Annotated in this window: 12 protein-coding genes and 2 pseudogenes; 4 read left to right on the top strand and 10 right to left on the bottom strand. The window is 67.7% G+C overall.

The window, feature by feature from the left end:
- Nucleotides 1-3: 3 nt before the first annotated feature.
- The 8 genes and pseudogenes from HJD23_RS39350 to HJD23_RS39315 form a co-directional block, all read right to left on the bottom strand.
- Nucleotides 4-1,143 carry an ABC transporter ATP-binding protein gene (locus tag HJD23_RS39350; protein WP_171109307.1) on the bottom strand — a complete coding sequence of 380 codons (1,140 nt, stop codon included), beginning with the start codon at nt 1,141-1,143 and terminating at the stop codon, nt 4-6.
- A complete protein-coding gene (locus HJD23_RS39345) occupies nt 1,136-2,239 on the bottom strand; it encodes an ABC transporter substrate-binding protein (protein WP_171109308.1) in 1,104 nt (367 codons plus the stop codon). Before HJD23_RS39345 ends, HJD23_RS39350 begins: the two co-directional genes overlap by 8 nt.
- A 73-nt stretch (nt 2,240-2,312) precedes the next feature.
- A pseudogene (locus tag HJD23_RS39340) lies at nt 2,313-2,514 on the bottom strand (transposase); the annotation flags it as partial.
- A gap of 165 nt (nt 2,515-2,679) precedes the next feature.
- A complete protein-coding gene (locus tag HJD23_RS39335) occupies nt 2,680-3,414 on the bottom strand; it encodes an SDR family NAD(P)-dependent oxidoreductase (protein ID WP_171109309.1) in 735 nt (244 codons plus the stop codon).
- A gap of 76 nt (nt 3,415-3,490) precedes the next feature.
- On the bottom strand, nt 3,491-4,597 hold the full coding sequence (locus HJD23_RS39330; RefSeq protein ID WP_171109310.1) for an alanine racemase: 1,107 nt from the start codon (nt 4,595-4,597) through the stop codon (nt 3,491-3,493).
- Between the two features lie 122 nt (nt 4,598-4,719).
- Nucleotides 4,720-5,193: a RidA family protein gene (locus HJD23_RS39325; protein WP_171109311.1), complete on the bottom strand. Its 474-nt coding sequence runs from the start codon at nt 5,191-5,193 to the stop codon at nt 4,720-4,722.
- 1,262 nt (nt 5,194-6,455) lie between these two features.
- Complete coding sequence (locus HJD23_RS39320; RefSeq protein ID WP_171109312.1) at nt 6,456-6,623, bottom strand: hypothetical protein; 168 nt, start codon at nt 6,621-6,623, stop codon at nt 6,456-6,458.
- 317 nt (nt 6,624-6,940) lie between these two features.
- Nucleotides 6,941-7,630: a GntR family transcriptional regulator gene (locus HJD23_RS39315; protein ID WP_171109313.1), complete on the bottom strand. Its 690-nt coding sequence runs from the start codon at nt 7,628-7,630 to the stop codon at nt 6,941-6,943.
- A gap of 160 nt (nt 7,631-7,790) precedes the next feature.
- On the opposite strand from HJD23_RS39315, the pseudogene HJD23_RS44460 reads away from it, so the two are divergent.
- The 4 genes and pseudogenes from HJD23_RS44460 to solA form a co-directional block, all read left to right on the top strand.
- Nucleotides 7,791-7,871: pseudogene (locus HJD23_RS44460) on the top strand (IS5/IS1182 family transposase); the annotation flags it as partial.
- Nucleotides 7,872-8,061: 190 nt separating this feature from the next.
- Complete coding sequence (locus tag HJD23_RS39310) at nt 8,062-8,742, top strand: haloacid dehalogenase type II (protein WP_171109314.1); 681 nt, start codon at nt 8,062-8,064, stop codon at nt 8,740-8,742.
- Between the two features lie 758 nt (nt 8,743-9,500).
- On the top strand, nt 9,501-10,904 hold the full coding sequence (locus HJD23_RS39305) for an FAD-dependent oxidoreductase (protein WP_197973802.1): 1,404 nt from the start codon (nt 9,501-9,503) through the stop codon (nt 10,902-10,904).
- 19 nt (nt 10,905-10,923) lie between these two features.
- On the top strand, nt 10,924-12,069 hold the full coding sequence (gene solA, locus HJD23_RS39300) for an N-methyl-L-tryptophan oxidase (protein WP_171109315.1): 1,146 nt from the start codon (nt 10,924-10,926) through the stop codon (nt 12,067-12,069).
- A 446-nt stretch (nt 12,070-12,515) separates the two neighbouring features.
- On the opposite strand, the gene menC is transcribed toward solA, so the two are convergent.
- Both menC and HJD23_RS39290 read right to left on the bottom strand, forming a co-directional pair.
- Nucleotides 12,516-13,631, bottom strand: a complete 1,116-nt coding sequence (menC, locus tag HJD23_RS39295) for an o-succinylbenzoate synthase (protein ID WP_171109316.1) — start codon at nt 13,629-13,631, stop codon at nt 12,516-12,518.
- A complete protein-coding gene (locus HJD23_RS39290; RefSeq protein ID WP_232108319.1) occupies nt 13,628-14,536 on the bottom strand; it encodes a chorismate synthase in 909 nt (302 codons plus the stop codon). Before HJD23_RS39290 ends, menC begins: the two co-directional genes overlap by 4 nt.
- Between the last annotated feature and the right edge of the window lie 47 nt (nt 14,537-14,583).

Raw genomic sequence — 14,583 nt, 5'->3', positions numbered from 1 at the left:
GACTCACCCTGCCTGTTCGCCGGCGAAGAGATTGACGTCCTCGGGATCGGCGGTGATCCCGACCCGCTCGCCGGCGACGGGGCCCCGGCCGGCGGGGACCTCCAGGCGCAGCAGCGGCGCCTCCTTGCCGCCGATCCGCACCCCCGCGCGGACCAGGGTGCCGACGTAGGTGGCGGTCTCCACCGTGCCGGTGCAGAACCCGTCGTCGGCGGCACAGGCCCGCAGCCGCCCCGGCTGCACAGCCACCTTGACCTGAGTACCGGAGGCCAGGTCCTGACGGTGCGCCTTCAACAGGCCACCGGATATGTCGAGGCGGACCAGGGTGTGCTCGCCGTCCTGCTGCTCCACCCGGCCGGGCAGGAAGTTGGCCGCGCCGAGGAAGTCCGCGACGAACGGCGTCTTGGGCCGCTCGAACAGCTCCCGGGGGGTGTCGAACTGCTCGATCAGACCGTTGCGCATCACCGCGATACGGTCCGACATCACCAGCGCCTCTTCCTGATCATGCGTCACATAGATGACCGTCAGGCCGAGTTCCTGCTGGATGGTCTTGATCTCGACTTGGAGCTGGTCACGCAGCTTCTTGTCCAGGGCGCCCAGCGGCTCATCCATCAGGATGACCGGCGGGCGGTAGACCAGCGCCCGGCACAACGCCACCCGCTGCTGCTGACCACCGGACAGCTCACGCGGCTTGCGCCCGCCGAACCCGGACAGGCCCGCGATCTCCAGCGTCTCCCCGACCCGGCGGCGGATCTCGTCCTTCGACACTCCACGCAGCGTGAGCGGGAAGGCGACGTTCTCGTGCACGGTCATGTGCGGGAAGAGCAGGTACTGCTGGAAGACGAACCCGAGGCCCCGCTTCTGCGGGGCGAGCCGTGTGACGTCGCGGTCCCCGACGGTGATGGTGCCGGAGTCGGGTTCGCAGAACCCGGCGATCATCATCAACGTCGTGGTCTTGCCCGACCCTGACGAGCCCAGGAACGTGACGAACTCACCCGCCGCGATCTCCATCGACGCCTCGTCGACAGCGACGACATCCCCGTACGTCTTGCGCAGAGCCACCACCGACAGCGACTTGCCGGTCGCCGTGACCGGCTTGCCGCCGACCACCTTGACGGACGGTGCGGCAACACCGAATTCAGCCACGAGCCCACTCCAACCAGCGCTTGGTGACGGCCGATTCGTTCTTCAGCCACCACTCGATGTCCGTGTCGAAACCCTTGTCGAAGTACTGCGGCGCACCGGCGAGCGCGTTGCGCTCGTCCTCGGTGAGCTTGGCGTAGGCCACCGGAGAAGACGGGTTCGACGGGAATGCCTTGGCCAGGTTGGCCTGGCTCTCGGCACGCAACGCGAAGTCCATGAGCTGGTAGGCGTTGTCCACATTCGCCGCGCCCTTGGCGATGGCATAACCCGAGAACTGACGCCGCATACCGTTGAGCTGCCGCTCCACCGGAACACCTTGCTTCTGCAGGTCGGCGAGCCGGCCGTCCCAGACAGTGGACATCGTCACCTCCTCGCGGCTCAGCAGCACACCGGGCAGCGGACCGCTGTCCCAGAACTTCTTGATGTTCGACCGCAATCGCGTCAGCACCTTGAAGGCACGGTCCACATCCAGCGGGTACAGCTTGTCCATCGGCACACCGTCGGCCAGCAGCGCGAACTCCAGCTCCGGCAGATCACCGTCCGGGCTGACCATCGAACGACCGCCCTTGAACGCCTTGGTGTCCCAGAAGTCCGCCCACGACTCCGGCTTCTTGCCATCGAAGGCGTCCGTGCGGTACCCGATGCACTGGCCGTAGAAACTGTGGCCGACGGCATGGTCGGTGACCTGGTTCTCGGGGATCTTCGCGCTCTTCACGCTCTTGACCCGGTCGAGGTCCAGCGCCTCCAGCGCGTCCTGCTTGACGTACTTGGTGTGCGACATCATCGAGTTGTTGATGAGATCGCACTGCGGCCGGCCCTGCTTGATCTGCGCCAGCAGCGGGGCATCGTCCAGGTTCAGCACCTTCACCTGGATGCCGGTCTCCTGAGTGAACGGCGTGTAGATCGCCTTCTGCAGCGCAGCGCCATAGGAACCACCACTGTCGCGAACGACCACCGTCTTCCCGCCGCCCTTACCACCGCCGGCCGAGGCACGGCTGGTACCGGTGCCGCAGGCGGCGAGGGAGGGAAGAGCAGCGAGGGCGGCCAGGCCACCTGCTCCGCGCAGCAGCGCTCTACGACCGATCTGGGCATCACTCATGGCAATACTCCTCATCTAGGGACACGTGGGACCAGCTGTGCGGGGGCTTTACCTCGCAGGTGCGGGGGGGGGTGGGATGGTGCAGGGCGGCGAACGCGGACAGAAGCATTGCGCGCTTGCCTTGTCGGTCGCCGATTTGGGCGCGTGTTCGCCGTGGATCGAAGTCCCCGACGACCTTGTTGTCGGGGCGACGCCGGCTAGAAGACCGGGTGAGTGGCGGTGGTGAAGCTGGAGCCGTCGCAGGCGGTGACCAGCACGGGGGCGGCGGTCCTCACCAGAGCCGCGCCATGAAGGCACTCGTGAGGGATGAGGCAGAGCCGCGCCTGCGGCTGAGGGATGGGCCGAGCGGTCCATCGGCCCCGGCGACGTTGCTCAGCAGGTGGCTTCGCGAGAGGTCGCGAAGACCAGCCCATTGCTGGTGGCGATGCCCAGCAGGGTATTCAGAAAGCGGTGTACCCGCCGTCGACGGTCAGAACCGATCCGGTCACGTACGACGACTCCGATGATGCGAAGAAGAGCACCGCGTCGGCGACCTCTTCGGGGGTGGCGAGGCGTTGGAGCGGGATCTGGCTCTCGCGCTCGCGGCGGTAGGCCTCGGGGTCGGGGCTGCGCTGGATCGCTGCTTCGATGATCGGGGTGGCGGTCAGGCCCGGAGCGACGACGTTGACGCGGATGTTGCGCGGGGCCCATTCGATCGCCGCGCCCTTGGCGAGCATGATGAGGCCTCCCTTGGCGGCGGAGTACAGGACTTCCCCGGGCTTGCCGACCATACCGAGCCGTGAACCGACGCAGACGAACGAGCCTCCTGCGGGGGGCATCAGCGGCGCGAAGTGCTTCATCACCAGGAACGCGCTGAGCAGGTTGCTGTCGAGCACGTTCTTCGCGTCGTCGTAGGGCATCTCGGTGAGCGGACTGCTGGCCTGGAGTCCGTGGTTGATGACGACGACGTCGACGGTGCCGAGGGACTCGGCGCCCTGCTTGGCCAGGTGCTCGACGAACGCCTCGTCATTGAGGTCGCCAGAGACGTACAGGTCGTCGGGCTGAGCGGTGTCGAGACGCTCCTTGCGGCCGGTGAGCAGCAGCCGCGCGCCCTCGCGGCGGAAGTGGGAACTCACCGCCTGCCCGATTCCACTGCTGGCGCCGGTCACCAAGGCCGCGATGTTGTCGAGTCTCATGTCGGGCTCCTTTGCGGGGGGGGTGAGGTCGGTCGGGTTGCGGGCTCGGCCACGAAAATCTCGTCTCCGGGGCCGGTCAGTTGAGGAATCCGCGGGCGTCGACCGGCCACCGCTGGAGCGACGTTCCCGTGCTGTCGGTGACGATCAGTTCCTCGAAATTGAGGACGACCGGGCATACGTGGTTGGGCACCACCGGTACGACGGTGCCGACGCTGGGGCGGAACTCGCCGTCCGGCAGCGGAAGGAACCCGTGGTACTCGTTGAGCTTGGACAGGACCGCCTGAGTGCCGGCGATGCCGCCGTAGCCGATCTCTGGGCTGCCTTCGCGACTGAGGGCTTTGGTGCCCACATCGAGGATGACCTGGTCGGGGACCCAGTCGCTGACCACGGTGCCGGCGACGAACAGCGCGATCTGGTCCTCCCCGCAGGAGCCCAGCCGGGCGTTGTTCAGATCACCGAAGACGTACTCGCCGGGACGGATCTCGGTGATCACGCTACTGGTGGAGAACTCGAGGGTGGGAGTGGAGCCGGCGCTGACCGCCTCTGCGGTGACCCCGACGCCTTCGAGGCTGCGTACCGCGGTGGTGAGCGCGGCTTCCTGGTCCTGCGCGGCGCGCCGGCGAGCGTCCCGACCGGCACTGCCGTGACCTGGATAGGTGAAGACGCCCACCGGCACCAGACCGCGTTTGCGGGCGGCGAGCGCGAGATCGCCCGCAGCCTCGGGCGGCGCCCCGGAACGACGGGCGCCACAGTCGACCTCGATCACGACCTGCAGCCGGTCCGGTTCGTCTCCCATCGCGTCGGCGAGGGCCTCGATCGCCGCGACGTTGTCGACGCCGACCCGCAGCCGGGCGGAGTCAGCGAGCCGGCGGATCCGGGGCTTCTTCGATCCCGCGGGCCAGACCGGGTAGGCGAGGAAGATGTCGTCGAATCCGGCCGCGGCGAAGACCTCGGCCTCACCGACATTGCCCGCGGTGATCCCGACCGCGCCGGCCTCGATCTGGCGCCGGCCGATCTCCACGCACTTGTGCGTCTTGACGTGCGGCCTGACCTTGAGGTTCTGCTGATCGGCGAAGCCCTGTATGCGGTCGATGTTGCCTTGCATGATGTCGACCAGCACGATCGGCGCGGGGGTGTCGATCCGCTCGACCAGAGCGTCGAGTGCTCGTTGCAGCCGGTTCACGCTGCCCTCCTTGTGGTTCTGCCTGGAATGACCGAGGGCGCGGGTGCTGACTCCTCCTGGATGCCGAACGCGCGCGGCCCGCGCTATCGCGCGCGCTTGCGTACACCGCCGTCGGCCCCGGCCTAAACAGCGGTGCAGACCATCTGGATCTCGACCGGACTGTTGAGGGGCAGCCCGGCGACACCAATCGCGGTACGCGCGTGCCGTCCGTTCTCGCCCAGCACCTCGATGAGCAGTTCACTGGCCGCGCTGGCGACGGTCGACTGCTCACCGAAGTCCGGCGTACTGGCCACGAAGACCAGCATCTGCACGATCCGGACCCGGTCCAGTTCGCCCACCGCCTGCACAGCGGCTGCGAGCGCGTTGAGCGCGGCGTGACGCGCGAGCTCCCGCGCCGTCTCCAGCTCGACGTCCCGGCCGACAATGCCCTGACCCATCAGCCAACCGTCCTTGTAAGGCAGTTGGCCCGAAATGTAGATGCTGGAATCCACACTCCGGTGGTGCACGTAGTACGGGTTGTCACGGAGCTCGGGAAGGTCCAGACCCAAGGCCTGGAGCCGATCGGAAGCCGAGCCGGTGTTCGCTGCCGAAGTCACGGGCCGGCTCACCGCGCCACCGCCGCGGACAGCACAGGGCACAAACCCACGCAGTTGGCCACGAGAACCCGCTTCGCATGAATCTTGATCATCTGTACTCGGATCTCCTCTCGAGTAACAGTGGCGACAAAGCGCCGCACGGTGGCTTAAAACCGCCCCCCTATTGTCGTTTGTCGACCATATGGGTGCCCGTCGAGCACTGTCAATACAAACCTCAGCCTCGAGTGCGACCTCGGAACACCACGTGCGGCTCGACCCGCCGCTACTGGAAGCGACGGTCGACGCCGCGACCGGCTCACCGGTCATCCGGTTCGGCGTGGACGAGCATGTGGAGGCAACTCACCGATGAACAGGGGAAGTTGACCGCGCCGTTCCTGCGATGTGGCGGTTCAGGGCAGGCACGCAGGGCGCGTGAGATGCCAGGCGCGCTCGGGGACCGACCGCCTGCGGGCGCTTTGACCGTCAGTAAGGACGTCATGGAGGCTCTTGAGGAAGCTGCGCCGAGCAGGGCAAGCCCGCCAAGAAAGGGGTGACGAGGCGGGACAGAACAGGCAGCACAGAGGAAACGGGCCTGAGCGTACCCAACGTCGACGCGTCCGCCGCCGACGCAGTCCGGCTGATAACTCTGCCTGGAAGGTCTCTCGGCGGACCGATCACGACATCACAGGCGCTGGGATCCGGCTGCCCAAGGTGCGGCATGCGGCGGCTCGGACCGCCCGGCGGTCAGTGGGTGTCCGCCCGGCAGTCCGGGCAGGGATCCCACCGGGTGCTCGCGGCCTCGCCGACCGCATACGGCGCTTCGCCCAGGGGGCCGAAGCCAGGGGCCGGGCCAGGTCGCACCGCGGCATCCTCGACGAACTCGGTGGCATCGACGCACTGGCCTGGTCACGGTGCGCGATCGAGTCGGTCATTGCGTGCGGGGCCGCTGACCGGACGGAATCCGACCCATCGTGGACGGAATGGGAGGCACCCGGGACTCCGCGCAGCCGCTCGATCCGGGGCCGGGAAGATCCGGGTGCCGACGCTGGTGGAGTGCTGGACCAGTGCACAGTGGTCCATGCTGCGTTCGGCCGGGTTCGTCAGCGAGTAGAAACTCGCCAGCCGTCTGCCGGGAGTCCTGCCGGCGGGCTTGCTGCTGCTGGCGGACCGGAGCTTTTGCGGATTTCCACCGTGACTCGTAGCCACGGCGACGGGCGCCGACCTGCTGTGGCAGGTCAGGAGCGCCGTGGTGCTGCCGGTGCGCTCGGTCCTGGAAGACGCCCCTACCTCGCCCGGATAGGGGCCGCGCCAGGTATCGCCGTGATGACCCGCAGGCAGGTGATGTCCGAGCGGAGGGTGGAACCGGTGATGACGGTGACCTGCCTGGGCGGCACCAGCCGCACCGAGCTGTACCGCTTCGCGTCCACCCCGCTGAATGAGGTTGCCTTCATGCAGCCGGAGATCCACGCCTGCCGACGACACCCAGCTGCCGAGGGTTCTCCAGAGGAAGGCCACGGCCGAACGCGACATCGAACCCCGGCGTGCGCTTCACCGGTGTCCTGCCCGAGGCCGCACACCTCGATCATCGAGCACACCGGAGTCGACGCCGACTGCGCCGCGGGAGAAGCCGCGCGTACGACAGAAGGCCGCCGCGACCCGCCGTCTCCTGGAAGAACCCGCCCGCGCAGCTACCCCACAGCTGTAAACGCCCCGTCGCCCCCCTACACCTCCACCGCGCCGACGACCGGCCACCCTCACTCAAGATCCGCTACGAGATCGCGTTGGGGAGGCGGTCCCCTGGATCTCCCGTCTGGGCTCGCAGCCCCATGGGGAAATGGGCAGCCAGTTCCTGGCGGAACGCGTCGGTGTCGCCTTCCAGGGCAACCGCGGCCAACCTCTCGTGCTCGACGACCAATTGCTGCGGGTCGTCGCTGTAAGTGCGGTGATCGACGCTGAGGTAGAGGCGCAGCTTGGTCTCCCAGCCGTTCCAAAGACTCTGCAGGATGCTGTGTCCCGAGAGATCGTAGAAGAGCCTGTGGAAGCGAAGGTGCGCGTCGATGCTGGCCGGGATGTCGTCCTTCTCCATTGCCCGGCGGAGATCCTCGACGGTTTGCAGCAACTGAGGCCGCTCAGGACCGCGTAGTGCTTCGGCCGAGAGCTCGGCGGCGTACGGTTCGACAAGTAGCCGGACCGAGTCGATCTCGGCGACCTCACGAGCGCTCACCTCTACGACGAACGCCCCACGGTAGGGGATCTTTACGACGAGCCCTTCCTGCTCCAGCTTGGTCAGCGCCTCACGCAGCGGGGACCGGCTGATCCCGAGATCCGCGGCGATGTGCGCCTCGCGCAGCTGCCCACCAGGAGGTACGGTCCCATCGAGGATGGCAGCACGCAGTGTGCGGTAGACGCCGTCCGGCGTCGTCATCCGCTGCTCCTGCCACTCGAACTTGTGGTCCACCCCGTCGCCCTCCTCGGTGCTTGTCGACCACTTGGTCGTTTGTCGACTATACCTCTGACGGTTTTGCCGTTCACGGGTCGCGGTGACAGATGCGCGACGCAGCACCTTCGCGCCTCCGAACGCTGACTGTTGTCGGACTTCTTCGCCCATCCGCCATCACATCGCCCGCAAAGGCATCGAGTCCTCGCAGCGGCTGGGCCGCCACCGCCGGGTTGTCGAGTGGACAGTGTCCTGGCTCGCCGGCTGCCGACCCCTGCACCGCCGCCACGAGCACAGAGCAAGGAAGCACCGGGGAGCAGGGACAGACAGCGGTTCGAGCGAGCGCCGACTTGCCATGAAGTTGTTGACAGTCGATAGCCATTTGGTCGACAATCGACCGCACGAGGGTCGACAATCGACCAAGACGCTCCGCTGAAGCACTAGGAGGACTCATGGGATTCGATGCCAAGCCCAAGTTCGTGACGTTCGACATGAACGGAACGCTGATCAAGTTCAGCATCAACGACGCCATGCGCGAGGTCCTGGGGGACCGGCTGCCGGCCGAGGTCGCCGATGAATTCCTGCGGATCTGCAAGGCGTACCGGATCGACGAGTGCACGGGCGCGTACCAGCCGTTCCACCAGGTCGTCGCTCGTTCCATGGAACGCGCCTTGCGCAAGGTCGGTCTCGAGTACCGCGAGGACGAGGCGCGGGCGGTATACGAGCGCATCCCCACCTGGGGCCCGTACCCCGGTGTCACCGAGGCGCTGAACCGCCTGGCCGAGGCAGTCCCGCTGGTCATCATCACGAACAGCGACACCGCGCACGCCGTGCGCCTCGCGGAGAACCTCAAGGCCCCGTTCGAAGTCGTCATCAGCGCCGAGGAGATGGGCGTCTACAAGCCGCGGCTCCGCGCGTTCGAGTACGCGTTCGACAAGCTCGGCGTGACACCCGACGAACTCGTGCACGTCTCCGCGAGCCCGATGTATGACCTGCGCTCCGCGGCCATCATGGGCATCGAGAACAAGGTGTACGTCGACCGCGGCTTCGAGCACGACGAGCACTGGCTCGGCTACGAGCGGATTACCGACATCGCCGACCTCCCGGTCCTCTTCGGCCTCCCGCGCCCCTGACGCCTGAGCGGAGAACTGAGGACTGGAGCTACCCGTCCTCGTCGGCGACGCGTACTTCGTGCACCACCGGGCGGTGGGCTCAGGCATCTACATCTCGGGCCAACTGCCTTTCAGGGATGGTGAGCTGCTGGGTCAGGGCGTCGTCGGCCGGGACGTGGAGCTGGAGACCGCTGAGGAGCTCGCGCGCCTGCCGCGCTCAACTGCCTCGCCGCCGCTGTGCAGGCGGTGGGCAATCTGGACCGGGCCGGATCGTGCAGACGCTGGTCTCCCTGGCCGGCACGCCGGACTTCGGTGAGCAGTCGCAGGTCGCCGACGCGGCCAGTGACCTGCTCATCGAGGTGCTGGGCGAGAACGGACGTCAACGCCCGCACCGCGATCGGTGTCGCCGGGCTCCCCCTCAACGCCCCTGTCGAGATCCAGATGATCTGCACTGCGCTGTAGCGGCGAACCAATCCATGAGGAGTGCAGCTGTGAACCGGCTCCAACAGGCACTCGACACCCTCGTCGAGCGAATGACACCCCGGCGCCGATCGTGCTGGCCGACGTGATGCAGGACAACATCGACCGTATGCCGGGCTTCGCCGCCGAGCACAGCCTCGACATCAGGCCACACCCCCGAGGAGATCGCCGACGCCGTCCTCCTTCTCGCATCGTCGGAGTCCTCGTACATCACCGGGACGACCCTCCCCCGTCGACAGCAGCTGCACCGCCTTCCAGCACCGGCCGACGCCGTTCCCAGACACAGAAGAAGGACGCACATGAACGCCCTTGCGGCACCACCCCGAAACGGAGAGCTCGGCTTCTGGGTGGCCCAACTGGCCGACAAGAGGCCCTCATTCCCCCGCTTCACCGGCCAGGACTCCGTCGACGTGGCCATTGTCGGCGGCGGCTACACCGGCCTGTGGGCGGCGTACTTCGCCAAGAAGCTCGAACCGTCGCTCTCGGTCGCCGTCTTCGAGGCCGAACAGGTGGGCTACGGCGCATCAGGACGCAACGGTGGCTGGCTCTCGGCAATGCCGCCAGGAAACCGTGCCACCTTCGCCCGCGTCGGCGGAGGGCTGGACGCGAGCCGGGCGCTGCAGCAGGAATTCGTCGCCGGCGTCGACGCGGTCCTGGACATCCTCCAGGCCGAAGGCATCAATGCCGATCAGCACAAGGCCGGCGCGCTCGTCGCCGCCCACACGAAGGCGGGGCTGGGACGGCTTGTCACCAGGCGTGATGCCGACCTGAAGTACGGGCTGACCGAAGACGAGGTCCACATGCTCGACCGGGACGAGTTCCAAAGCCGGATCAACATCTCCACCGTCCACGGCGGGCTCTTCTACAAGCACTGCGCGCGGTTCCACCCCGCGAAGCTCGTCTACGGTCTCGCCGACATCCTGACCTCCATGGGGGTCAGGATCTACGAGGGCAGCCGAGTGGACAGTGTCGCGGGCAGGACCCTCACCCTGGCCAACGGACGTGTCACCGCGGCCAGGACGTTCATCTGCACCGAAGGCTATTCGGGACAGTTGCTCGGGCGCCGGAGCCTGATCCCGGTCAATTCCTCGTTGATCGTGACCAAGCCCCTGTCGGAGGAGGCATGGCAGCAGATCGGCTGGGACAGGCTGCAGTGCCTCAGCGACTCCGCGCACACGTTCATCTACGCCCAGCGGACGTCGGACGGCCGTATCGCCATGGGGGGCCGCGGTGTCCCCTACCGCTTCGCGTCCGGCACGGGGGGAGCCGGTGCGACCGCCCGGTCCACCATCGACCTGATCTCGCAGAAGCTCGGTTCCTTCTTCCCGGGCATCCCCTTCGAGGTGGACCACGCCTGGTCGGGAGTCCTGGGCGTCACGCGTGACTGGAACGGCGGCGTGCACTGGGACCCGGCATCCGGGATCGGATCGTCCACCGGCTACGCGGGACACGGTGTCACGTCGGCCTACGTCGGCGGTAGAACTCTCGTCGAGCTCGCCTTCGAGAAGGAAACCGAACGGACCACCCTTCCCTGGGTCGGCTACCGGGCACGGAAGTGGGAACCGGAACCCATCCGCTGGCTGGGCGTTCACGCCATGTACCGGCTCTTCGGCATTGCCGACCAGTGGGAAGAGCGCAGGGGTTCCAGCAAGACCTCACTCCTGGCCAGATTCGGCAGCAGGCTCGCCGGACTTCACGAGTAGACGAAAAGGAACTGCTCTCATGGACGCACAACTCGCAGTCATCGGCCTGGGCAGCATCGGAAGCATGGCCCTGTGGCAGGCGTCCCGGCTGTCGGAGTCGGTAGTCGGTTTCGAGGCCGCCACCCCGGCCCACGGCCGCAGTGCCGTGGGCGGGGACACCCGCCTGTTCCGCATGGTCTACCTCGGGAAGCCCGACTACTACCCCATCCTGGAGCGTTCCCGCAGCCTGTGGGCCGAGCTCGAAGCAGAAACCGGGCAGGACATCTTCATACCTACCGGGGGCCTGTCCATCGGGACGGCGAACGGCACCTTCATCAACAGCCTCCTTGAGGCAACGCGCATCACCGGAGCCGAGCACTGCGTCCTCAGTCGGGAGGAGATGGCGGAACGCTACCCCCAGCACAACCTCCGCCCCGACGACTGCGCCATCCATGACCCCCGCGCCGGAGTTCTGCGCACCGACCGCGCCGTCAGCGCCGCCGTCGCGGCGGCCCAGGCAGGCGGCGCCACCGTCCTTCAGAAAACACCCGTGGACAGCATCACCGAAACCGAACACGGCGTGGTCGTCACCTCGGGCGACAGAACCTGGACGTTCGAGAAGGTCATCGTCGCCTCGGGCGGCTGGTCCCGAAGGCTCATGCCCGACCACCTCAAGGCCGTTACGGGAACCCATCGGATCGTCCTGACCTGGTTCATCGCCCAGGACGGCACACAGTTCTCGCCGGAGAGATTCCCCGTCTTCAGCCGGCTGTACGACGATCGCTCCATGTACGGCGCACCCGCCGTCGACGGGGTGACGGTCAAGGCATCGGTGGACGGACCGCTGGACGGACGCGGAAGGGCAACCCCCGACCCGGACTCCGTGCCTAGGGACCTCACCAGGGAAGAAGTCGAGAAGGTCACCGATATCGTCACCGAATTCTTTCCCGGTCTGACCCCCACCATCGTGCGTTCCGACGCCTTCCCCGACCTTTTCACCGAGGACGGGCATCCCCTCCTCGGCTGGCTGGATGAGAACAGCAGGGTCTACTGTGCCACCGGATTCTCCGGAAAGGGCTTCAAGATGGCGACCGGCTATGGCCACATCGCCGCACACGAGGCGCTCGGCAAACAGACCATCGAAGGCCTGGACTTCGTGCGTTCGGACCGGTTCAGGACCAGGTAGCCACCCACTCCCGCCGCCTCGGCGCAGTACCTCGGTATCGCCATTCGGCTGACGGTCGTTGCGGGACTCATCTCTTGATGTCGCGCATCGTCAGGCCGCTGCCCATGATCTAGGACGACTCATTGCAGTCCATTCCCGGGCCAGCGCACCCCTCTGAGTACCGCGAGGCGCCTTTGCACTGGTCAGCCACGCGCCGCACGTGTACCACCAGCAGACGAAGAACCTACTAGTCACTCCGCCGTACCCCGCGGGACACAGATCCGGGTCTGGCAGGCGGGGCCGCGCGCCCGCTTCCAGTACCGCGACGCAGACGTATTGCTGAGCATCGACGGGTGCCGGCCACTGTCATGGCCGAGTGCGTGGGCCGTGGGAGCCGTCGGAATCAGCATGTCTTCGTCGACCCGCCACACGGCCCCGGCCACGCCGCCGTCACCGCCGCCGCTTGATCACTTCCGTCCCGCGTACAACACCCGAGTCCCCGTCGTGAACCGGGCGAGCGCGTCCGGCAGGGGGGCCACGCCGATGCCCGAGGCGGTTGGTACGGGCAAGTGGCCGTCCTGGAGGACGAATGGTTCGGTGAGGTCCTCGGCGAAGTACCGGCTGGAGGCGGAGGTGTCACCGGGGAGGGTGAAGCCCGGGAGGGCGGCGAGCGCCAGGTTGGGGGCGCGGCCGATGCCCGTCTCCAGCATTCCGCCGCACCACACGGGCACGCCGTGTGCGGCGGCCACGTCGTGGATGCGACGGGCTTCCGGATAGCCGCCGACGCGGGCCGGTTTGACGTTGACGACCCGGCAGGCCTCCATCGCAATCGCGGACGCCACGTCGCGCGCGGAGTGGATCGACTCGTCGAGGCAGACCGGGGTGGCCAGACGCTTCTGGAGCTGGGCATGGGCGTGGAGGTTGTTCTCCTCCAGCGGCTCCTCGATCAGCAGCAGCCCGAAGTCGTCGAGCTTCCTCAAGTGTTCGGCGTCGGCGAGCGTGTAGGCGGTGTTGGCGTCGACCTGCAGCGGGAGTGCGTCGCCGAAGCGTTCGCGTACCGCGCGCACCGGCTCGACGTCCCAGCCCGGCTCGATCTTCAGCTTGATGCGGAGGTAGCCCTCGGCGAGGTACCGCTCGACGTCGTCGAGCAGTTCGGGCACGGAGTTCTTGATGCCGACCGAGACCCCGGCCGGCACCCGTTCGTGGACCGAGCCGAGAAAGGTCGCGAACGACATCCCGTAGGCGCGTAGTTCTGCGTCCAGGAGGGCGGTTTCCAGGGCGGCCTTGGCGAGCTCGTGGCCCTTGACGGAGGCCAGGACAGGGGCGACCAGCGCGGTCGTCAGCTCGGGCAGGGCTGCGACGCGCGGCAGCAGGAAGTCCCGGATGACGATTTCGGCGCCGGCCACGAATTCCGAGCAGTACAGCGGCTGCGGGTCGGCGGCGAACTCCGACCAGCCCTCGGCCTCGTCGGTCACCACGTGCAGCAGGAAGGTGTCCTTGCTGATCATCGTCCCGAAGGAGGTGCGGAACGGGGTGACGAGCGGGATGGCGACGTGGAGCAGTTCAACGCGTTCGAGCTTCATTCCTGCTCCTCGGAAGCGGATTCGGAGAGGTTGGAGGGATCGGAGGGGTCGGAGGACGGGCGGCGGGTCAGCAGGTACCAGCCGTCGCGGGACATGGCCGTCGCGCGCAGGCCCTCGGCGTACGCCTCGGTGAAAACCCCGCGCACGGCGTGCCTCCAGTCGAGCGCGAGCGCCGGGTCGGCGGCGCGCAGCGCGACGATGTCCTCGGGCACGCGGCACCACAGCCTGTCCGCGTCGCGCAGAGCGAGCGCGCCTCCGTCCGGTGCCCGGCGCACGACATCGGCGGCCGAGCGGCTCTCGGCGGGGTCGTCCTTCCGCGTGGTCCTGGCCGCCAGGTCCCATACGACAGTCAGCCGGTCGCTCTCGTCGCCGTCGTTCACGCCGTCGCTCATCGGCCCGTAGAAGTCGACCAGGTACTCGCTGCCGACGGCGCCCAGCTTGTCCAGGTTGAAGCGGGCGTTGCGGCTGACCAGCGGGTCGAAGGTCCAGCGCATGGTGGTGGCGCCCCGCCCCAGCGCCCACAGCCGCTGTGCCTGCTTGACCGCGAAGCCGACGCCCCGGTCGGACGCGCTCGCCGCGGCTACGAACGAGTACACATCCCGCTGGGCGGGTGGCCCGAACACCGCCACCGCCGCCCCGACCAGCCGTTCGCCCGGCGACCCGGCGGAGTACGCCGCGTGGACCGCGCCACCGGCGTGCACCAGGCTGTGCAGCACCTCCGAGGGGTAGGGCGGGGTGGCGCGCGGCGTCTGCCACACATCGGCGAAGAAGTCGGCCACGGCACGGATACCGGCCACGTCGCGCACCATACGTACCGTGACCCCGGCGGTACGGGCCGCGGCGTCGGCGAGGGTGCCTACGTCCGCCGCACCGGACCCGGCGGCGGAGCTCGTCACAGGTGTCATGCCTCGAGTCTCCAAGGCCGCAACCTGTCGGCCATTGTCATCAGGAA

The sequence above is a fragment of the Streptomyces sp. Z423-1 genome, from assembly GCF_013009255.1.
GTDB lineage: Bacteria > Actinomycetota > Actinomycetes > Streptomycetales > Streptomycetaceae > Streptomyces > Streptomyces gossypiisoli.
The sequence above is the reverse complement of the archived record's forward strand: the minus strand, read 5'-3'. Positions and strand labels throughout refer to the sequence as shown.